This window comes from Streptomyces sp. CNT360 (assembly GCF_000424785.1).
Window position 1 is genome coordinate 42,913 of record NZ_AUKO01000002.1, and the last position, 20,845, is coordinate 63,757.

Annotated in this window: 18 protein-coding genes; 13 read left to right on the top strand and 5 right to left on the bottom strand. The window is 71.7% G+C overall.

Annotated elements, in window-relative coordinates:
• Positions 1-33: 33 nt before the first annotated feature.
• Positions 34-627: an FAD-linked oxidase C-terminal domain-containing protein gene (locus tag H297_RS0104670; RefSeq protein ID WP_027736095.1), complete on the bottom strand. Its 594-nt coding sequence runs from the start codon at positions 625-627 to the stop codon at positions 34-36.
• A gap of 217 nt (positions 628-844) precedes the next feature.
• Here H297_RS0104670 and H297_RS0104675 point away from each other — a divergent pair, with 217 nt between their 5' ends.
• The 8 genes from H297_RS0104675 (at position 845) to H297_RS0104710 (ending at position 10,109) form a co-directional block, all read left to right on the top strand.
• Positions 845-1,705, top strand: a complete 861-nt coding sequence (locus H297_RS0104675) for an ABC transporter ATP-binding protein (protein WP_027736096.1) — start codon at positions 845-847, stop codon at positions 1,703-1,705.
• A complete protein-coding gene (locus tag H297_RS0104680; RefSeq protein ID WP_027736097.1) occupies positions 1,702-2,676 on the top strand; it encodes an iron-siderophore ABC transporter substrate-binding protein in 975 nt (324 codons plus the stop codon). The genes H297_RS0104675 and H297_RS0104680 overlap by 4 nt, the downstream gene beginning before the upstream one ends.
• 4 nt (positions 2,677-2,680) lie before the next feature.
• Positions 2,681-4,750, top strand: a complete 2,070-nt coding sequence (locus H297_RS0104685; protein ID WP_027736098.1) for an iron ABC transporter permease — start codon at positions 2,681-2,683, stop codon at positions 4,748-4,750.
• A gap of 360 nt (positions 4,751-5,110) precedes the next feature.
• The gene (locus H297_RS34525) at positions 5,111-5,599 is read left to right on the top strand and encodes an MSMEG_1061 family FMN-dependent PPOX-type flavoprotein (RefSeq protein ID WP_037793084.1); all 489 of its coding nucleotides are present in this window, start codon (positions 5,111-5,113) and stop codon (positions 5,597-5,599) included.
• A 305-nt stretch (positions 5,600-5,904) separates the two neighbouring features.
• Positions 5,905-7,005: an iron ABC transporter permease gene (locus H297_RS34530; protein ID WP_078513742.1), complete on the top strand. Its 1,101-nt coding sequence runs from the start codon at positions 5,905-5,907 to the stop codon at positions 7,003-7,005.
• Positions 7,006-7,019: 14 nt separating this feature from the next.
• On the top strand, positions 7,020-8,135 hold the full coding sequence (locus H297_RS0104700; protein ID WP_078513743.1) for an iron chelate uptake ABC transporter family permease subunit: 1,116 nt from the start codon (positions 7,020-7,022) through the stop codon (positions 8,133-8,135).
• A gap of 124 nt (positions 8,136-8,259) precedes the next feature.
• Positions 8,260-9,078, top strand: a complete 819-nt coding sequence (locus H297_RS0104705) for an ABC transporter ATP-binding protein (RefSeq protein WP_027736100.1) — start codon at positions 8,260-8,262, stop codon at positions 9,076-9,078.
• Between the two features lie 11 nt (positions 9,079-9,089).
• A complete protein-coding gene (locus tag H297_RS0104710) occupies positions 9,090-10,109 on the top strand; it encodes an iron-siderophore ABC transporter substrate-binding protein (RefSeq protein WP_027736101.1) in 1,020 nt (339 codons plus the stop codon).
• Between the two features lie 434 nt (positions 10,110-10,543).
• On the opposite strand, the gene H297_RS0104715 is transcribed toward H297_RS0104710, so the two are convergent.
• The 3 genes from H297_RS0104715 to H297_RS0104725 all read right to left on the bottom strand — a co-directional run bounded on the left by H297_RS0104715 (position 10,544) and on the right by H297_RS0104725 (position 14,195).
• A complete protein-coding gene (locus H297_RS0104715; RefSeq protein ID WP_027736102.1) occupies positions 10,544-11,347 on the bottom strand; it encodes a DeoR/GlpR family DNA-binding transcription regulator in 804 nt (267 codons plus the stop codon).
• A gap of 101 nt (positions 11,348-11,448) precedes the next feature.
• A complete protein-coding gene (locus H297_RS0104720) occupies positions 11,449-12,804 on the bottom strand; it encodes a GntT/GntP/DsdX family permease (RefSeq protein WP_027736103.1) in 1,356 nt (451 codons plus the stop codon).
• Complete coding sequence (locus H297_RS0104725) at positions 12,801-14,195, bottom strand: homoserine dehydrogenase (protein WP_027736104.1); 1,395 nt, start codon at positions 14,193-14,195, stop codon at positions 12,801-12,803. Before H297_RS0104725 ends, H297_RS0104720 begins: the two co-directional genes overlap by 4 nt.
• 188 nt (positions 14,196-14,383) lie before the next feature.
• On the opposite strand from H297_RS0104725, the gene otnK reads away from it, so the two are divergent.
• The 4 genes from otnK (at position 14,384) to H297_RS0104745 (ending at position 17,708) form a co-directional block, all read left to right on the top strand.
• The gene (gene otnK, locus H297_RS0104730) at positions 14,384-15,682 is read left to right on the top strand and encodes a 3-oxo-tetronate kinase (protein WP_027736105.1); all 1,299 of its coding nucleotides are present in this window, start codon (positions 14,384-14,386) and stop codon (positions 15,680-15,682) included.
• Positions 15,679-16,323: a class II aldolase/adducin family protein gene (locus H297_RS0104735; RefSeq protein WP_027736106.1), complete on the top strand. Its 645-nt coding sequence runs from the start codon at positions 15,679-15,681 to the stop codon at positions 16,321-16,323. The genes otnK and H297_RS0104735 overlap by 4 nt, the downstream gene beginning before the upstream one ends.
• A 166-nt stretch (positions 16,324-16,489) precedes the next feature.
• A complete protein-coding gene (locus H297_RS0104740; protein WP_051351529.1) occupies positions 16,490-17,302 on the top strand; it encodes an SAM-dependent methyltransferase in 813 nt (270 codons plus the stop codon).
• A 148-nt stretch (positions 17,303-17,450) separates the two neighbouring features.
• On the top strand, positions 17,451-17,708 hold the full coding sequence (locus H297_RS0104745; RefSeq protein ID WP_027736108.1) for a hypothetical protein: 258 nt from the start codon (positions 17,451-17,453) through the stop codon (positions 17,706-17,708).
• Between the two features lie 345 nt (positions 17,709-18,053).
• Here the strand turns inward: H297_RS0104745 and H297_RS40145 are convergent, their stop codons facing one another.
• Positions 18,054-18,995, bottom strand: coding sequence for a transposase (locus tag H297_RS40145; RefSeq protein ID WP_051351530.1), 942 nt, complete (start codon positions 18,993-18,995; stop codon positions 18,054-18,056).
• 183 nt (positions 18,996-19,178) lie between these two features.
• Here H297_RS40145 and H297_RS0104755 point away from each other — a divergent pair, with 183 nt between their 5' ends.
• Positions 19,179-20,774 carry an ABC transporter substrate-binding protein gene (locus tag H297_RS0104755; protein ID WP_027736109.1) on the top strand — a complete coding sequence of 532 codons (1,596 nt, stop codon included), beginning with the start codon at positions 19,179-19,181 and terminating at the stop codon, positions 20,772-20,774.
• The last annotated feature ends 71 nt before the right edge of the window (positions 20,775-20,845 follow it).

Consider the following 20,845-nt stretch of genomic DNA (forward strand, 5'->3'; position numbering starts at 1 on the left):
GCTTCTGTGTCTACCGCGCTCCTGCCCGGTGCCTCAGCGGCCCTGCCGGAGGATTCCTCTGGGGTCGAAGTGTCGTTTCAGGGCGTCCGCCGCCCCACGCACCGTGTCGGGTACGTGAGCCAGGTAGACGTCGTGGTTGCTGGGTCCGATGCCGTGCTCGGCGCTGAAGCTGCCGTGATGGCGGCGCACCACCGTGTCGTAGACGGCCGCAGCGAGTGCTTCCTCGTCCGTGCCGACGGGCAGCGGCAGCAGCAGATGGAGGCCGCCGTCGCCGTAGTGCCCCAGTTCCAGAGGGCGGATGTCCGGCCACCTCTCGGCGAGTTGCGCCGCCAGGTCGTCACGGAGCGCGGAGATTCCGGTGCGGGTGACGGAGATGTCGAACCGGAGCAGCGGGTGCATGCGGTGGGTGATCTCCGGGACGGCATGCCGGGCCTCCCACATCCGTCCGGCCGCGCCGACGGTGGCGTCGTGCAGCAGGCCGCGCTCCGCCGGTGCGACCAGGTCCTGCGCGAGGCGCTGTTCGGCGTGCTCGTCGGCGGTGGCGTACTCGACCAGCAGCCGGTGCCCGGCGCCGTCGGGGAGCCGTCGCATCAGGTCGGGCCGGTGCTCGCCGAGCAGCTCCACCACCGGCGGGCCTGCGGCGCGGCAACACCGTGGGCGCCGGGAGCCCGGCGGACGCCGCCGGGCCGGGCGCTTGTGCCGGCAACTGCCCCTGAGCGCCTGGGCAATTGCTCCGGAGCGCACCTGGGACCGCCCAGACTCCCTCAGCGGTGCTCGTCCGGGTGGAGAGGCACTCGGCGGCACCCCCCTCGGCGGACCAGTAAGGTTAGGCTAACCTACACATATGAGCGTTGGTGATCGCGTCGCCGGTGTCCCGCGAATGCAGGGGCACGGGCTGGCAGCCGAAGGTGTGACCGTGGCATACGACGATGTCGATGTCGTGCACGGAGCCCGCCTCACCCTCAGGCCCGGTGTCGTCACCGCGCTCGTCGGTCCGAACGGCAGCGGGAAGTCGACGTTGCTGCGTGCGCTCGCGCGCCTGCAGCGTGCCCGCAGCGGCACGCTCACGCTCGACAGGGAGACCGACGGCCTGGCCCTGACCTCCCGCGAGTTCGCGCGCCGCGTGGCGCTGCTCACGCAGGGGCGCCCCACACCCAGCGGTCTCACCGTCCGCGACCTCGTCGAATTCGGCCGCTACCCCTACCGGGGCCGCTGGGGCAGGCAGGACCCCGACGGCAGCGCGGCGGTGGACAGTGCACTGCGTATGACGGGTGTCGAGGAACTGGCCGAGCGGGGGGCCGAGCACCTGTCGGGCGGCCAGTTGCAGCGGGTGTGGCTCGCGAGCTGTCTCGCCCAGCAGACAGGTGTCCTCCTCCTCGACGAACCGACGACCTATCTCGACCTGCGATACCAGGTCGAACTTCTCGACCTGGTCCGCGATCTGGCCGACGGCCACGCGATCGCGGTGGGCGTCGTCCTGCACGACCTCGACCAGGCAGCGGCCGTCGCCGACAGGATCGCCCTGCTCCAGGAGGGACGGATCACCGTCGAGGGCGCGCCCGCGGACGTCCTGACCCCACAGCGCCTGACCGATGCCTACGGCATCCGGATCGACGTCGACACCGACCCCTTGACCGGCCGGCTGCGGACCCGCGCGATCGGTCGGCATCACATGCGAAGTGAAAGGCTCAGCACCACCCCATGAGACGCCTCCTGATCACCGCGTCCGCCGCCACTGTCGCGGCCCTCGTCCTGGCCGGCTGCGGGACGACCGAGCCCGCCTCCACCGGTTCGGACGCGAAGTCCGGCCGGATAGCCCTCACCGACGCGACCGGCGCGAAGGTGACCCTCGACGGTCCCGCCAAGAAGGTCGTCGGCACCGAGTGGAACGTCGTCGAGAACCTCGTCTCGCTCGGCGTCGACCCTGTCGGCGTCGCCGACGTCAAGGGCTACAAGACGTGGAACCGCGCGGCCCCGCTGAAGAACCGCCCCAAGGACATCGGCACGCGCGGCGAGCCGAGCATGGATGCGATCGCGGCTCTCGCGCCGGACCTGGTCGTCGCGACCACCGACCTGCCGTCCTCGGCCGTCAAGCAGATGCGGAAGATCGCCCCGGTACTGGAGGTCCGCTCCGCCGACGCCTCCGACCAACTCGGGCAGCTGAACGAGAACCTCGGCCTCGTCGCCGAGGCGACCGGCAGGAAGAAGCAGGCCGGCACCGTCAAGAAGAAGTTCGAGGCGAAGCTCGCCGCGGGCCGCAAAGCGGTCGAGGACGCGGACCTCGACGGGACGGAGGTCGCCTTCGCCGACGGCTATGTCGCCTCCAACCAGGTCACCATCCGCCCCTACACCCGGCGCTCCCTCCTCGGAGTCGTCAACGAGCGGCTGGGGCTGAAGAACGCCTGGAAGGCGAAGGGCGACAAGAGCTACGGGCTCGGCAGCACGGACGTGGAAGGTCTCACCGACCTCAAGGACGTGCAGTTCGCCTACCTCGCCAACAAGCAGGACGGCCGTGACCCGTTCGCCGACGCGCTGGCCGGCAACCGGACGTGGAAGTCACTGCCCTTCGTGAAGGCCGGTGACGTGCACCGCCTGCCGGACGGCATCTGGATGTTCGGCGGTCACGCGTCGATGGGCGCCTACGCCGACGCCATCGTCGACGCGCTCAAGAAGTAGCGCCGTGGCCGCCACCGCAACGACCTCCGGGCCCACCGCAGCCGGATCCGGGAGGTCCACGACGGGCGCGGTCGCGGTGACGGCCGCGCTGGTGGTCCTGGTCGCCGTCCTCGCCGTCGTCGACGTCACCCAGGGCACGGCCGCCGTCGGCCCGGCCGAGGTGGCCGATGCGCTCACCGGCCGCGCCGGGCAGTCGGACGCATCCGTCGTCCTCGCCTCGCGTCTGCCGCGGATGGCCGCCGGCCTCCTGGTCGGCGTCGGTCTCGGTGCGGCGGGCGCCGCGTTGCAGGCCGTCAGCCGCAACGTACTCGCCTCTCCGGACACGCTCGCGGTGAACGCGGGCTCGTATCTGGCCCTCGGGCTGCTGGCGGCGACCGGGGTGTCGATGCCCTTCCTCGCCTCCTCCGGTGTCGCCTTCGCCGGTGGCCTGGCGGCGGCGGCCGTCGTACTGGGGCTGTCAGGACCCGGCACGGGGACCGTCCGGCTCGTTCTGGCGGGCAGTGCCCTGGCCCTCGGGCTCGGTTCGATCACCGAAGGGCTGCTGCTGCTCTTCCCCGAACAGACGCAGGGCCTCTACCAGTGGAACCACGGCTCCATCGCCCAGAACGGGGGCAGCGGTGTCGCACAGATGGCGCCGCTCGCCCTGCTCGGACTCGTCGGCCTGTTGCTCGTCGCCCGGCGCGTCGACGCCCTGGCGCTGGGGGACGACGCCGCGCGCGGGCTCGGCGTACCGGTCCGCAGAACCCGTTTCACGGTGGTCGCACTCGCGGCGATGCTGTCCGCGGCGGCCGTGACCCTCGCCGGGCCCATCGGTTTCGTCGGCCTGTGCGCCCCAGCACTCGTCCGTCCGCTCGGGCGCCGCTACCGGCCCTTCACCCGGGCGCGGCTGACCATTCCGGTGGCCGGTCTGGCCGGTGCCGCGCTCGTGCTCGGCTCCGACGTGCTGCTGCGGACGGCAGTCGGCGCACGGTCGGCGGTCGCGGTGCCCACGGGAGCCGTCACGAGCGTGGTCGGTGCCGTCTTCCTCGTCACCATGGCCCTGCGGGTCCGGGACGCCGGCGGCGCGTCCGCTCCGGACAGGCTGCGCATCCCGAGCCGGGCCACGTTCGTGGCCACCGTGGTGGCCCTCGTGGTCGTGCTCGTCGGCGTGACGATCGCCGCCGTGCTGCTGGGCGACGCCAAGCTGCTGCTCGGTGACGTCGCGAACTGGATGCAGGGCAAGGCGGGCCAAGCCACCGGATTCGTCCTCGACACCCGGGTGCCGCGGGTACTCGCCGCCCTCCTGGCGGGCGCTGCGCTCGCCCTGGCCGGCACGCTGGTGCAGGCCGTGACCCGCAACCCCCTCGCGGAGCCCGGCGTCCTCGGTGTCTCGGGCGGGGCGGCGCTCGGTGCGGTGCTGGTGGTCACGACGGTGCCGGCCGCCGGCTCCTGGGGCATCGCAGGTGCGGCCTTCGCGGGCGCTTCTGCCACCGCGCTGCTGGTCTTCGGCGTCGCCGCGCGAGGCGGGTTCCAGCACAACCGTCTCGTGCTCGTGGGCGTCGGAGTGTCGACGGCGACGGCCGCTCTCGTCAGCCTGGCCATCGTCCTGACCGATCCCTTCAACGCGACGAAGGCGCTCACGTGGCTGTCGGGCTCGACCTACGGGCGGAGCACGAGCGACGTGCTGCCCCTGGCGGTCGTGCTCGCCGTCGGCGCCGCGGTGGCGGTCGCCCGGCGCAAGGAGCTCGACCTCGTCTCACTCGACGAGGACACGCCCAGGCTCCTGGGCCTGCCGCTCACGCGGGGGCGGCTCGGTTTCCTGGTCGTCAGCGTCCTGTTGAGCGCCAGCGCCGTCGCCGCGGCCGGAACGATCGGTTTCGTCGGGCTCGTGGCACCCCACGCGGCACGTGCCCTGGTGGGGCGCCGTCATGTGCGGAGCGTGCCGGTGGCCATGCTCCTGGGCGCGGTCCTCGTCGGCGTCGCCGACCTGCTCGGCCGTACGGTCATCGCCCCGGCGCAACTCGGTGCGGGCCTCATGACGGCCGTCGTCGGAACGCCCTACTTCCTCCACCTCCTCGTCCGCAGCCGGAGGTGAACAGCACAGCGGGCCGGTCAGCACGCCGGGGCGAGGCCCGGAGCAGTGCGGCGCAGCGGTTGTGCGACCTGCGGCCCCCGCCGTGTCCGGCCCGCTGAGCTGAGGCGGAGCGCCGGAGGCCCGGAGAGCCGCGGAACGCCTCCAAGTAAGGTGAACCTCACCACCTGTTCCCCACCTTGCCAGGGCGGCCCCCGTGTCGCCCGCCACCAGGCCCACCCCAGGAGCCCGCACGTGCCCGACCTCATACCGGCCGCCGACACCCGCGGCACCACCGACATCAGCCGTGCGAACGGCACCACGGGCGACCCGGTCACCGGCGCACCGCCGCCGGGGACCGCGGACCGGAGCGGCTACGTACCGGTGGACTCCCCCGGCGAGCTGCGCGCACTCCTCGGGCAGCCGCACCCGGTGGTGGTGGACAAGGTGCACCAGCGGCTGACCGACGCGGACCTGGACATCCTGGCGCGGTCACCGTTCGGGATGCTCGCCACCTCCGACGCGGCCGGCAACTGCGACGCCTCGCCCCGCGGCGGCGAGGCGGGGTTCGCCCACGTCCTGGACCGGAGCACGCTGGCGCTGCCGGACCTGCCCGGCAACCGCAGGGGCGACAGCTTCCACAATGTCCTGGACAACCCGCACGTGGGTCTGGTCTTCCTCGTCCCCGGCTCCACCGAGGTGCTGCGGATCAACGGCCGGGCCCGCGTTCTCAAGGACGCCCCGTTCTTCGACGCCATGGCGTTCAAGGGCCGGCGCCCCCGGCTGGCGCTGCTGATCGAGACCGACGAGATCTACCTGCACTGCCCGCAGTCGCTCAACCGCTCCCAGCTGTGGGGCCCGAAGAAACGCTGATCGAAGGACGCGGGGACGCGGGGAGCGGCACCCGGCACCGACCGGCCTTCTCCGTGCGACCGTCACCGGGGGCGTGCCGGGCGACGACACCCAGGTCACGGCCTCGCACCCGGCACATGATGCAAAGTTCAACGAGATGGGTGTTAGGGTCACCTCACCACAGCGATGTTAGGGTCACCTAACTTGCAGAGTGCCGGTGCGCCACGGCCGTGGCATCGGACTTCCGGCGCGTGAGACGCCCCGGACCGCGCGCCGGACGGCGCAAGCCGAAGTGCGTGGAGTGGAAGGAAGAGGGAGGGCCGGTAGTGGCCACCAGCGGTGGTGCGACGCACGAGTCGCACACGGCCCCCGTCGACGCCGCCGCCGGGGATGCGGCGGAGCCAGGTAAGCAGAAGGCCTCCCGGCACACCGGCACCGCGTTGACGACCGGCCTGGTGGCGCTCGTCGCCGTACTGGTCACCGTGGTCTGGCTGAGCCTCGCGGTGGGGTCGGGACCGGCCGGCGCCGGCGATGCCTGGCGGACCGCTTTCGACGCGGACCCGGCGGACAAGGCACAACTCCTCATCCGGGAGGTGCGCGTCCCCCGCACCGCGGCCGGGCTGCTGGCCGGTGTCGCGCTCGGACTCGCCGGCGCCCTCATCCAGGGCCTGACCCGCAACCCGCTGGCCGACCCGGGGCTGCTCGGCCTCAACTCCGGGGCCTCGGCCGCCGTGGTCTTCGCCATCGGGGTACTGGGGCTGACCGCGCCCGAGCAGTACATCTGGTTCGGTTTCCTCGGGGCACTGCTGGCCACGATGCTGGTCTACGGAGTGGGCTCGCTCGGCCGTGAGGGCGCCACGCCCGTCAAGCTGGCGCTCGCCGGCGCGGCCACCAGCGCGTTGCTGCTGGCCGTCACGACGGCGCAGCTGCTCACCGACAGCCGGACCTTCGACCAGTACCGGTTCTGGCAGGTCGGCTCCCTGGCCGAACGGGAGCCGTCCGTGCTGTGGCAGGCCACGCCGTTCATCGCCGTCGGTGCCCTGCTCGCGCTCTGCCTCGGCCCTGTGCTCAACGTCCTGTCACTCGGTGACGACCTGGCCCGCTCGCTGGGCCAGCGCGTGGGCCGGACCCGGCTGCTGTGCGGCGGCGTCGTGGTGCTGCTGTGCGGAGCCGCCACCGTCGTCGCCGGTCCCATCGCCTTCGTCGGGCTCGTCGTACCGCACGCCGCCCGGCTGGTGACCGGCCCCGACTATCGCTGGACCCTCCTGTACAGCGCTGTACTGGCGCCCCTGCTCGTACTCGCCTCGGACATCGTGGGACGCCTGGTCGCCCGTCCCGGCGAAGTACAGGTAGGCGTCCTGACCGCCCTGGTCGGGGCCGCGCCGTTCGTCATCCTGGTCCGCCGCCGCAACGTGGCCGGACTGTGAGGAGCAACGCCCGGATGAACGTCAAGGGACCCGAGGCCGTCCCCCGGCCGCCGAAGGGATCCGCGTCCGCGCACATACCCGGGACAGCAACCGGGCGAGAGGACGCCGTACGGCAGGTCGTCTCCGCGCGGGCCGCCCAGCGGCGGCGCGGCGTCGTGGTCAGCACCCTCCTGCTCGTTGCCCTGGCCGTCGCGTTCTGTCTCGCGCTGGCCTACGGGGACATCGTCGTGCCGCTTCCCGACGTCCTCGGCGCGCTCGCCGGAGGCGGGGATGCGGGGGCCCACTTCATCGTCGTCGAACTGCGCCTGCCCCGCGCTTTGACGGGCCTCCTGGTGGGGGTCGGGTTCGGCCTGTCCGGAGCGCTCTTCCAGGCGCTGCTGCGCAACCCGCTGGCCAGTCCCGACGTGATCGGCATCAGCCACGGTGCCAGTGCGGCCGGAGTGGTCGCCTCGGTCCTCTTCGGCGTCAGCGGCCTGGGGCTGTCGGCTGCGGCGCTCGCCGGGTCGTTGGCCACCGCCGCTCTCATCTACGTCCTGGGCAGGACCAAGGGCACGTCCGGTTACCGTTTCGTGCTCGTCGGCATCGGCGTCGGCGCCGCCCTGCTGAGCGTCATCTCCTTCGTCCTGACCAGCTCGAAGGTCACCGAGGCGCAGAACGCGCTGGTCTGGCTGACCGGCAGCCTCAACGGCAGCTCGCTGGGCCAGATGTGGCCGTGCCTGGTGGGGCTGGCCGCGCTGTCCCCGCTCACCTGGGTGCTGGCACGGCCGATGGGTGCGCTCCAGTTGGGCGACGAGACCGCCGCGAGCGTCGGCGTCCGCGTCGAGCGGGCCCGGTTCGGGCTGCTGGCCTGCGCCGCGGCGCTGGCCGGTGTGGCGACCGCCGCCGCGGGTCCCGTCGCCTTCGTGGCCTTCGTCAGCGCCCCGCTGGCCCGCCGTCTCGCCCCGGGGTCCGGCGCGGCGCTCGTGCCCTCGGCGCTGGTGGGCGGAGTGCTGGTGCTGGCGGCCGACTTCACCGCGCAGCATCTGCTGTGGTCCACCCAGTTCCCCGTCGGCGTGGTCACCAGCCTCATCGGCGGCCCCTACCTGCTGTGGCTGCTGGCGCGGGCCAACCGTGAGGGCCGGGGCGGATGAGCGGCACCCAGCGGATGCACGGCACACCATGCGGTACGGCGCAGGGACTCGCCCGCACGACGGCCGCTCCCGCAAAGACGCGACGGCGTGAAGCGGATCCAACGACGCACGGAAGGCGGCTGCCATGAGCGCCGAGCACTCCCTACGCACGGAGCAGGTCCGACTCGGCTACGACCGGCGGGACATCGTCCACGAACTGAGCGTGGAGATACCTCCCGGCCGGATCACGATGATCGTCGGACCGAACGCCTGCGGGAAGTCCACCCTGCTGCGCTCGATGGCCAGGCTTCTGACGCCCCGCTCCGGCCAGGTGCTGCTGGACGGCCGGAGCATCCACGCCATGCCCACCAAGGAAGTCGCCACCACACTCGGTCTGCTGCCGCAGAACCCGGTGGCCCCCGAGGGCATCACCGTGAGCGACCTGGTGGGCCGGGGCCGCTACCCGCACCAGGGCTGGTTCCGCCACTGGACGAGCGAGGACGACGCCGCGGTCGCGGACGCGCTGTCCGCCACCGACGTACTGGAGCTGGCCGGGCGGCCGGTCGACGCGCTCTCGGGTGGCCAGCGGCAGCGGGTATGGATCGCCATGGCACTCGCGCAGCGCACCGACGTCCTGCTGCTGGACGAGCCGACCACGTTCCTCGACGTGAGCCACCAACTGGACGTGCTCGACCTGCTCACCGACCTCAACCGGGAACGCGGCGCCACAGTCGTCGCCGTGCTCCACGACCTCAACCTGGCCGCCCGCTACGCGGACCACCTGATAGCGATGAAGGACGGCCGCGTCGTCGCGGAGGGCGCGCCCGCCGGCATCGTCAGCGAGGACCTGATCACGGAGGTCTTCGGCATGGAGTGCCTCGTGATCCCCGACCCCGCCTCCCACACCCCGCTGATCGTTCCGATCGGCAAGCACAGAGCCGCCCGCAGCGGCACGAGCAGTTAGGCCCCGCCATCATGTCGTACCGTCGTCCCGCACGCCGTCCCGTCCGCCGTTCCCGGGCAGCCCTCGTGGCGCTGCCCGCGGCACTCGCGCTTCTCCTCACCGGTTGCTCGTCCTCCGACGGCGGCGCAGGGGGCGGCTCCTCCGCCAAGGAGAAGGTCGCCACCAAGTTCGGTGAGATCACCGTCCCCGAGAAGCCGCAGCGCGTGGTCGCCCTCGGCTGGGGTGACGCCGAGACCGCGCTGGCTCTCGGTGTCGAGCCCGTCGGCCAGAGCGACTGGCTGGCCTTCGGCGGCAACGGGGTCGGCCCCTGGGCCAAGGGCCGTTACAGCAAGAAGCCGAAGAAGATCGGCACGCTGGAGCCCGAGTACGAGAAGGTCGCCGCCCTCAAGCCCGATCTGATCCTCGACACCAAGTCCAGCGGCGACAAGAAGCGCTACGACACGCTGCGCAAGATAGCCCCGACCGTCGGGGTGCCCAAGGGCGGCGACCAGTACATGACCTCCTGGGAACAGCAGACCAAGATGGTCGCCGCGGCGCTCGGTGAGAAGTCCAAGGGCAACCGGCTGATCTCCCGGGTGAACAAGCAGTTCAAGGCGACGGCGGCCAAGTACCCCGAGTTCAAGGGCAAGACGATCACGCTCGGGTCCCGTACCAGCGCGGGCTACGGCGCCTACGTCCACGGGACGGGCCGCACCGACTTCGTCGAGCGCCTCGGCTTCAAGAACAATCCCAAGGTCGACGCCAAGGCCGGCAGCGGGTTCTCGGTGACGGTCTCCCGCGAGAACCTGCGTATGCTCGACGCCGACCTGACCGTCATGGCACCCATCGGCATCTCCGCCAAGAAGATCACCGACGACAAGCTGTACCGGCAGGTGCCCTCCGTCAAGGCCGGTCGCTCCGTCATGCTGGACGATCCGCGGGTGAGCCAGGCGTTCGCCACCGATTCGGTCCTCTCTGTGCAGGACGCGCTGAAGACGGTCACACCCCTCTTCTCGGAGAAGCTCAAGCACCCCGAGCCGCTCTCCGACTGATCCCACGCCGCCCGGCCATAAGCTGGGGGCGGCAGCCGTGGTCTCAGGCCGACGGGCGCCGGCGCCGCCCGTCGGCAGGGTTCCCCCAGGGCCGGTGAGCAAGTCGTCGCGTACGCCGCCGGGGCCTGCGGCAGGACGTACGTGGAGCCGAGCGGCGGCCATCGCCGGGAGGTGATCCCTGCGGCCCTGCCGTTCGTGCGGACGGACGGTTACGGACGGGTGGAATTGCACTCCGTCCAGGTCACGAACCGTGTCCGCACGGCACGGCGGCTACGCCTCTCGGCGGCATGCCACGGCCGCACCGAAGCAGCGGTATTCCGCGCCCGGCAGGCAGCGGGCTCGCAAGAGTGCCGGGCCTCTCCCGAGACGGCCGCCCCAGTCGCCCCGAGACGTACCGCCCCGGTCGCCCGGGGCGGTACGTCGTCCCGGTCTCGTCAGTCCGGCGTCCGGGTGGAGACCAGGCGTAGGTCGGTGCCGCACGCCCGGATCCCCTGCGCGGCGGCCTCGGTCAGCACGGAGTCGGCGACGATCGTGTCGAAGGCGTCCAGCGAGGCGATCCTGTACATGCCGAAGGTGCCGTACTTCGCCGATCCGGCGACCAGCACCGAGCGCTGCGCCGCGGCCATCGCCGCCTGCTTGACCTCCACCTTGGGGGCCGAGGGTGTGGTGACGCCGCGGACCAGGTCCCAGGAGCTGGTGCTGACAAAGGCGATGTCGAAGGCGAGTTGACCGATGGTCGCGGCGGCCAGCCGGCCCACGGAGGAGTGGTTGTCCGGTTCCACCTGGCCGCCGACATGGATGACGGTGAGGTGCCGGGCGGCGAAGAGCGCCGAGACGGCCCCGAAGTCGTTGGTCACCACCGTCACATCGGTGCGTTCCACCAGGTGCGGGACCATGGCCAGCAGGGTGGTGCCGGCGTCCAGGTAGACGGTCATACCGTCGCGCACCATGGCGGCCGCTTCAGCGGCCATCGCCTGCTTCTGCGGCTGCTCCACCAGCGACTTGTCGTCGAAGCTCGGCTCCGAACGCAGCCGGTTCGCAAGCCGCACACCGCCGGGCACGGAGAACACCAGGCCCTGGCTCTCCAAATCGGCGATGTCCCGGCGGACCGTCATGTGCGAGACACCGAACAGCTGAGTGATCTGCTGCACGCTCAGCACCCCCTCGCGCCGCAGGTGCTTGAGGAGGAGCTCACGCCGCTGGTCCGGAATCAGCGGCGGCTCGTCCGCGGAACTCATGGCGTCCGTCTCCGTCCTGCTGGTCGAAAGGGGTGGGCCGGGGGTGCCGTGCAGCCGGTGCGTTCATCTTGCCCGAACCCGCTGTCCGGCACCCGGCCGGGTCAGCCGATCACGGTGCTGAGCAGCAGGATGCCGCCCAGGCTCAGCACGGACTGCAAGGACAGCATCAGCGTCCAGGTCCGGAACGTCTGCGCGACGCTGAGCTGGAAGTACTCCTTGAACAACCAGAAGCCCGAGTCGTTCACGTGCGAGAGCATCACCGCGCCGGAGGCGGTCGCCAGCACCAGCAGTTCCGGCGAGAGCCCCGGGTAGGCGCCGACCAGCGGTGCCACGATGCCGGTCGCCGCGGCGGTCGCGACGGTGGCCGAGCCCAGGCAGATACGCAGCAGGGCGGCGGTGCCCCAGGCCAGGAGCAGCGGAGGTATGGACCAGTCGATGGCGTAGTGCGAGATGATGTCGTCGACCCCGGTCGCGGACAGCATCTCCTTGAGGGCGCCGCCGGCACCCAGGATGAGGACGATGGCACCGACCGGTCCGAGTCCCTTGGCTGCCATCTTCTGCAGCTGGCCCAGGCCGAATCCGGAGCGGACGCCGAGTGCGAAGAAGGCGAAGACGACGGCGGCGATCAGCGAGATGACCGGCGTGTCGCAGGTCTCGAACAGGGTGTGGGCCCAGGTGCCCTTGTCGGTGACGGCGGTGCCCAGTGTCCCCATGAGCATCAGGGCCGCGGGGAGCAGCACCGTGACGAGTGACAGGGTCAGCGAGACCGGTCGCCTGCTCCCCTCCGGAGCCGGGCCGGTGTCCGGTACCGGCCCCTGGGTCAGGTCGGGAGCCGGGCCGAACCAGCGGGCGGCCACCTTGGTCAGCAGCGGGCCGGAGACGACCGCGAGGGGGATCGCGATGATCAGGCCGTACAGCAGCGTCAGGCCGGTGCTGGCGTCGTAGGCCTGCACGGCGACGGTGGGCGAGGGGTGCGGGGGCAGCAGACCGTGCGAGACGTACAGGCCCGCTGCCATCGGGAGGCCGACGAACAGCAGGTGCGAGCCGGTGCGCTGGGCGACGGCGTAGACCAGCGGCACCAGCATGACGAAGCTGACGTCGAACAGGTGCGGCATGCCGATCAGCAGTGCGGCGCCGGTGATGGCCGCGGGGATCCACTGGACGGGACGCGAGCCGATGAAGGCGGTGGCGATGCGGTCGGCTCCGCCGGAGCCGAGCAGGATGCCGCCGAGCAGTGTGCCCAGTCCGATGACGGGACCGGTGCCGCTGAGGGCGTCGCCGAAGCCGGTCTCGTAGTGCTCCACCGCCTTGGCCGGTGAGATGCCGTTGGCCACGCCGAGGGCCAGGGCACTCACGGTGAGAGCGAGGAAGGGATGCAGCTTCGCCTTGGTGATCAGCAGCACGAGCAGGACGATCGCCGCGGCGGCGAGCAGCAGGTGCTGGATGTCGGCGCTCATGCGGCCGGCTCCGTGTCGTCGGTGTGCCGGCCGTCCTGCCAGGCGGCGAGCAGTCCGGTGTCGGGCGCTGTCAGGTCGTCCAGGCCCAGCAGTGCTCCGGCGGGTACGTCCCGGCCCAGCGTGGTGTCCGCGGCGAGGTAGAGCGGTGCGACGCGGGCGGGGGCGTCCTCGCCGCGCAGCAGTACCGCGTCCACACCGGTCACGTCGTGGTGGTGGCCGCCCATCTCCAGCCGCGTGCCGGCGGGGACTGCGTGGCGTGTCCGGCCGGCGAGGACGGCGACGCGGCGCGGCGCCAGGCCGCCGGAGGGCCGGTGGTGCAGGACGGCGGAGAGCAGCGTCAGGGGGGTCTCGACGCCCATGAGGTGGTAGGGCAGGTAGACGGCTGCGTACTTGCCGTTCCTGGCGACCACGTGGCCCTTTTGCGCCAGGGTCTGCCAGGTGACCGGGTCGTGGGTGCGTACGACGACGAACACGCCCCCGGCGAAGGAGGCCTCTTCGGGCAGCCGCAGCGCGGTGAAGACGTCGACGGCGTGCGGGCGGTGCAGTACCCCGCCGTCCTCGCGCAGCGCGTACACGTCGGCGAGTTCGGCGATCCGCGCGACCGGATAGTGCAGCCGCTCGGTGTCCGGTGCGAAGCCCGTGTTGTTCGCGACGACCGCCATCTCGCAGTAGTCGGCGGTGGCGCCCGAGGGCAGCGCGGAGACGGCCTCGGCGCGGGCCGCGAGGGTGGCGCGCACGTCGTCGCCGAGTTCCAGCAGTCCGGTCAGGCCGGGTGCGGGCACGGTGGTGTCGAGCTGCGTGACCGTCTGTGCACGCGGGTCGAGAACGAGGTCGTACTCGGTGGACTTGCCCACCGCCACGATGTCGAGGCCGAGGGTTTCCGCCCAGGTGACCAGGCCGATCAGGTTGGCGGGCTGATCGCCGTCGGCGGTGGTGTAGACGACTCCGCGCTCGCGTGCGAGACCGGCGAGGTGGAGTCCGGCCACCGAGTCGACCTCCTTGCTCACCATCGCCACGTGCCGGCCGGCGGCGATCGCGTCGCGTGCCATCGTCCAGCCGTGCACCGGGCTGCCGGTGGCCTCGACCAGGATGTCCCACTCGCCGGCGCCCATCAGCGCGGCGTCACCGACGAGCGCCACCCTCTCCTCGCCTGCCGCGGCCGCGACCGCGGCGGCGTCGGTGCAGACGCTCAGGGCGTCCTCGCGGTAGCCGACTTCCCGGCACAGCGCGTACAGGCGATCGACGTCGACGTCGCACAGGACGGCGGGGACGAGTGTGGGGATGCGCAGGGTCTGGGCGAGGAGGGTGCGGGCAAAGCCGCCCCCTGCTCCGGACAGCGCATAGCGGACAGGCCGTCCCTCGCTGTCGGCGAAGAGGTGGTGCACGTTCATGGGGCTCCTTGACGGACGACCGGAGCGGAAGAAGTCACTTCGGTTTAACAGAACCTACGCACCATGTAACACCAGCGTCAACCCTGGTAACATTTCTTCACACCTCGCAACCATGCGCCACCTCCGGACGGCAACAGCGTCGTGCGCCCGCACCCGCCGCGCTGCCCGGACGTCACCCAGGAGGGCCGATGCCGACGCTCGGTGCCATCGCCGACGACTTCACCGGAGCGACCGACCTGGCGACCATGCTGGTCGCCAGGGGTTTCCGGACCGAAGTCGTGGTCGGGCCACCCGAACCAACGGCCGGGGAGGGACAGGGCGCGGCCGATGCGGTCGTGGTGGCCCTCAAGTCCCGCACCGCGCCCGTGGACCAGGCGGTACGGGAATCCGTCGCCGCGCTCGACGCCCTGCGCGGTGCCGGCTGCACCCGCTTCTACTTCAAGTACTGCTCGACGTTCGACTCCACCGAGCGCGGCAACATCGGCCCCGTCACCGACGCGCTGCTCGCCGCACTCGGCCAGCGGCGCACGGTCGTGGTCCCCTCCTTCCCTGCCACGGGCCGCACCGTCTATCGCGCTCGTCTGTTCGTCCACGACGAACTGCTCGACGAGAGCCCGATGCGCCACCACCCCCTCACCCCGATGCGCGACGCCCACCTGGGCCGGCTGCTCGCCCCGCAGACCGGCCACCCCGTGCGTTTTCTGCCACACGAGACGGTGCGGCAGGGAGCGGCCGCCGTCCGCGGCGCGCTCGCCGAGCCCGCGCTCGGTGACGGACTGATCGTCGCCGACGCCACCACCGACGAGGACCTCCGCGCGCTGGCCGCGGCCACCCAGGACCTGCCCCTGGTCACCGGAGCAGCGGGGCTCGCGCTCGGCCTGAGCGGGCCACGCGCGGGAGCCGCCGAGGCACGGGCCGCCGCCGCGGCGCCCTCCCCCCACGCCAAGAGCGTCGTCCTGTCGGGCAGCGCCTCGGCGGCGACCCGCGCCCAGGTCGCGCACGGCACGGCCCACCTGCCGCACCGCAAGCTCGACCTGCGCAGGCTGCGGGACGACTTCGAGTCCGCTGTCGCGGAACTCACCGGCTTCGTCACCCGCTCCTGGGAGCAGTCGCCCGGTCCGGCGCCGCTGCTCTACGCCGTCGGGGAGAACGACGACGTGGAGGACGCCGCCGCGGCACCCGCCGACGGACCCCCGGCGGGCGAACTGATCGAGGCCGCCCTCGCGCGGTGCGCACGCGATCTGGTGCGGGCGGGCGCGCGCCGCCTGCTGGTCGCCGGAGGCGAGACCTCCGGCGCGGTGGTCACCGCGCTCGGTGTCCACACGCTCCGGATCGGAGCACCGCTGGACCCGGGGGTTTCCTGGGCCACGGCGAAGGCCCGCCCCGAGACGGAAACCGGGCCCGGAGTCCTGCTCGATCTGGCCCTCAAATCAGGCAACTTCGGCTCCACCGACCTGTTCACCGCCGCCTGGAAGGAACTCTCGTGAGTGGGCCGAGGGAGGAACTCGCCGCCGCCGGCGCCCATCTGGCAGGGCTCGGCCTGAGCCCCGGAGCCTCCGGCAACCTCAGCGTCCGCGAGGACGACCGTGTCCTCATCACCCCGACCGGCGCCGACCTGGCCGCCCTCGACCCCATGGACCTGAGCGAACTCGACACCGACGGACGACACCTGGCAGGCCCGCGGCCCTCGAAGGAGTTCCCGCTCCACACGGCCTTCTACCGACGGGCCCCGGAAACGCGCGCCGTCGTCCATCTGCACTCCCGGCAGGCCAGCGCGCTCAGCTGTCTGCCCCCATGGTCGGAGCGGAGTGCGATACCCCCTCTGACCCCGTACTTCGTGATGCGCGTCGGCCGTACCCCGCTCATCCCCTACGCCGAACCCGGCGACCCCTCCCAAGCGGGCCGTCTGGAACACCTCGCGTTCGGTTTCCGGGCGGTGCTGCTCCAGAACCACGGACCGGTCACCGCCGGAACGAGCCTCGGCGCGGCGGTGGACGCCGCAGTCGAACTGGAGGAGACGGCCGCGCTCCTGCTGCTGCTCGGCCACCAGGAACCGCGGCTGCTGGACGAGGGGCAGGCCACAGCCCTCGCCCGGCGCTACGGCACACACTGGGGAACCGACGGCTGAGACGCCCCCGCCGGACACGCTCTCGGGAAGCTCGCGGAGCAGCCCGGGGCAGGCGGACGTGGGGATCTTCCTCCGCGCGTTTCGCCGAATCCCTCCCCAGGCTTCTCCACAACCGGAATACTGACGGTGACAGGTACTGTTCGTCCAGTTGTTCTCCGGAGGGCTCATGGGGCGTGTTCGTCAGACAGTCGACCTGCGGGTGGACAAGCCGCACAGCGCCCGGATGTACGACTACCTCCTGGGGGGCAAGACCCACTACCCCGCCGACCGGGAGGCCGCCGTCAAGGCGACCGAGGGCTGGCCGGGCCTGCCGACGGCCGCACGGGCGAACCGGGCCTTCTTACACCGCGCGATCCGGCACCTGGTGAGCGAGGCCGGTGTGCGGCAGTTCCTCGACATCGGAACGGGCATCCCCACCAGCCCCAATCTCCACGAGGTGGCCCAGTCGCAGGACCCGAGCGCCCGCGTCGCCTACGCCGACAACGACCCGATCGTCCTCACCCACGCCCGCGCCCTGCTGCGCGGCAGCCCCCAGGGCCGCACCGCCTATCTCGACGCCGATCTGCGCGAGCCCGGCACGCTGTTGGACAACCCGCAACTCGCCGCGACCCTGGACCTTTCCGAGCCGGTCGCGCTGACCCTCATCGCGACCGTGCACTTCGTACCCGACCATCACGACCCGTTCGGCACCGTCGCCTCACTCATGGACGCTCTGCCGTCCGGAAGCCACCTGCTGCTGTCCCACGCGACACCGGACTTCAGCCCCGAGGAGATCAACAACGCCGTCGCCGCCTACCACGCCGGAGGCATCGAGGCCCAAGTACGGTCCTACAGCGAGATCCTGCCCTTCTTCGACGGGCTGCACCTGCTCGACCCCGGTCTCGTCCTCATCACCGACTGGCACCCGGAAACAACACCCTTCGGGCCGCCCACGGGCAGCGACGTCAGCTTCTACGGCGGACTGGCCAGGAAACCGTGACCTTTGGCCGTGGCACCCGACACGGCCCCTCGCCGCGTGGTCACCACAAGCAACCCCTCCGGATCTCCGGTGGTCTTGTCGGGCGTCGTCCTCGAAGGACCGGCCTCTGAGGACTCGTACCGGTAACCGACCGAAAAGGGTGTACCGCATGGAGCTCGACCCCGACCTCTGCCTGGACGTGCCGGACGGCTTCGACGACACGGAGGCCGAGACGCAGGTTCATCCCATGGCCAGGAAGCTGTTCCTCGCCACATCTGCGGCCGAAGCCTTCCAGAAGGCGCATGACTGGGTGAAGGAACACGAGGTCTTCCTCGTGGACGTGTCATGGACTTTCCTGCACGACGAGGACGAGCCCTGCATGCTGAGCATCTACTTCACGTTCGAGCTGGAGCCTGAAGAGCCCTGAGAGTGGCTGGTGCTGCGGGAACGGCTGACACGGTGACCGGCGTCGGCAGCGGGTGAGGAGGCAGGGGGCGTGCGGGCGACGGCGCGGCGCGATGTCGGCGGGGGCCGGGGACGGCCTGGTCGCGCCGGCGCTTCCCTGCGAGTCCGCAAGCCCGGCCACACCGTCCCGTCGGAGGCGAGTCGCGCTCGGGCCCGGCCCGGTGCCCGTGAACGAGGACACGGTTTCCAGGACAGCGTCACAACAAGCGCTGCGCAGAATCCCGTTTCCTGCACCGCACAGCCGCAGTTCACGCTGTCGACCGGGGCAGCCGGTGTCCGGTGCGGGCCGGGGTTCTGCCGGGAACGCTCATGCGTCGCGGCGGCCGCGCCGCTTGCGGGCGGCGGCGGCGATCTCCGTACACCAGGCGCGGTCCTCGGGCGCGGCTGCGGCCGGTAGGCGCTCCCAGACGTCCGCGTCGCTCCATGCGGTGAAGCGGCGGTGCGCGGTGGCGGGAGAGACACCGAAGTGACCGGGGAGCTGCTGCCAGCCGCAGCCCGCGGTCAGCACGTGCACCACGCCGGTGAGCACGGCGCGCTCGCCCTCTCCTGACGACGGCAGCAGCGGTGCGGCGGCCTGCCACAACGTGTCCGGCACCAGCCGCTGGGCGAGCGCCTGACCGAGTGCGATCGAGCGTCGCTGCTCGGAGGCGAGTCCCGACGCGTCGGGAGCCTCCGATCCGGAAGCAGCGGCAGCCGGCGCCGCCGACTCGTCGGGGCCGGGCCGGAACCGGGCGGGCGGCTCCTGCGCCGAGGGCACGTCCGGGTGGTGCGCGCGGCGGTACGCCTTCCAGTTCGCGAGCAGCTCGCGGTGGGCGCCCTGGATCCAGCGCATGTAGTCGATCATGTTCTGGAGCCGGCGGCGGGGGCCCTCCTCCTCGGCACCGATCAGTTCGAGGGCCTTCTCGCCCAACTGCCGCTGCTCCTCCAGGAAGCGGCGCTCGCCCGCGAGGAAGCTGCCCCAGACGTCGTCCTCCATCCGGAAGTACCGGCTGCGTTCGCCCGGAACCGCGTGCCGCTTGACGAAGCCCGCCTCGACCAGCCGGCGGGTGGCCAGCGAGATGGAGCCCGCGCTGACCTTCAGCGCCTCGGCCAGCTGTGCGGACGAGACGTACGGCGCGTCCGTCACGATGAGATAGCCGATGATCCGGCCGTCCATCCGGGCGCTGCCGACCGCCTCCCACAGCAGCCCCATCTCCTCCACGAACGACGCGCGCCCCCAGCCGTGTTCGACCTCGCCGCTCCGCCCCATGCGGTCCTCCGCTCTCCGACCCTCGCACCTGAGCTTTCATCTCAGATTAAAAGTTCTAGACGTTTTTCATTGACAGGCTCTTCGCGCGAGGCTCAGTATCCCTGGTACGCGTCACCGGCACCACCGACATGGAGCCCCCGCAGCCTGCTTCGGGGCTCGACCGCATTCTCCCCTGGAGCCGTCTTGCGTCGATACAGCCTGCTCACGACTGGTGCGGCGGCGGCTCTCGCCGCGGTACTCGGCGCCGCCGGATGCGCGGGCCAGGGCAGCCGCATCAGCACGCCCGAAGGCGGCTACTCCGTCGCCACCACCGAGCCGGACCATCTCACGCCGGGCCGTACGGTGACCTCGATGGACCCGATCCACGCCCTGTTCGCCCCGCTGGTCACGGTCCGCGACTCGGGGAAACTCGCGTACGTCCAGGCCCGCTCCGTCACCTCCCGCGACTCGCGGCACTGGACCATCCGGCTCCGCCCCGGCTGGACCTTCCACAACGGCGAGCCGGTGACCGCGCGCAGCTACGCCGACGCCTGGAACCACGCCGCCTACGGACCCAACGCCTGGTCGACCAACGGCCAGCTCTCCGGGATCGAGGGCTACGCGGCGCTCAATCCCCAGGGCAAGAAGAAGCCGGCACGGCACACACTGTCCGGCCTGCGCGTCGCGGGCCGCTACACGCTGAAGGTCACGCTCCGCGCGCCGGACAGCCAATTCCCGTACCAGCTCACCGACAACCAGGGCGCATTCTTCCCGCTGCCCGAAGCCGCCTTCACCGATCCGCGCGCCTACGACCGCCGGCCTGCGGGCAACGGACCGTTCCGGATGACGGCCGCCTGGAAGCGGAACCGGGGCGCCACCCTCACCGCGTACCGGGGCTACAAAGGGCCCGAGCCCGCAGCCGACGGTCTCACGTTCAAGAGCTACACCGACATGAGCACCGCCTACACCGATGCGCTGGCCGGGAACACCGATGTACTCGCCGTGCCTCCCGACAAGTTCGGCCAGGTGCGCCGCGACTTCCCCGGCCGGGTCCACCGCTACGAGGCCCCCTCCATGGAACTGCTCAGTCTGCCCCTGTACGACAAGCGGTTCCGTGACGTGCGCCTGCGCCGGGCGCTGTCCCTGGCCATCAACAGGAAGGCCGTCAACAAGGCGATGTACGGCGGCCTGAACACGCCCGCCACCTCCCTCGTCCCACCCGCAGAGGTCGGTGCCGACACGGGCGTGTGCGACGACTGCCGCTACGCCCCCCGGCGCGCCCGCGAGCTGCTGCGGCAGGCGGGCGGCTGGCACGGACCGCTCGTCCTCACCTACCCGGGCGGCCTCGGCCTGGACGAGCTGTACCGGGCGCTGGCCAACCAGCTGCGGCAGAACCTCGGCATCGACGGCGCCCGCGCGCAGGCGACCGCCGACTGGGCGGAGTTCTCCGACAAGGTCTACGGCAAGAAGCTCTCGGGCCCCTTCTACGGTCACTGGGGCGCGCTCTACCCGAGCATGCAGAACACCCTGCGCGGCATCTTCACCAAGTCGGGCGACTGCTGGACGTGCAGCTTCTACAGCCACCCGGACGTCGACAAGCTGCTGGCCCGCGCCGACTCCAGCACTTCACCCCGCCGTGCCGCCTCCCTCTACAACGCGACACAGCGCAGGATCCTCACGGACTTCCCGACCATCCCGCTGTTCTACGGCAGCTACGTCTACGCCGCGACGGAACGGCTCTCCGGGGTGGCCATCGGCCCGTTCGGCCTGCGACTGGAACGCGTCGGGACGCACTCCTGACCACGACACCCCTCCTGCCCCCTTCTCTCCCTTGCCGCAGATCCCCGTCCTTCCGTCGAGAAAGCGAGAGC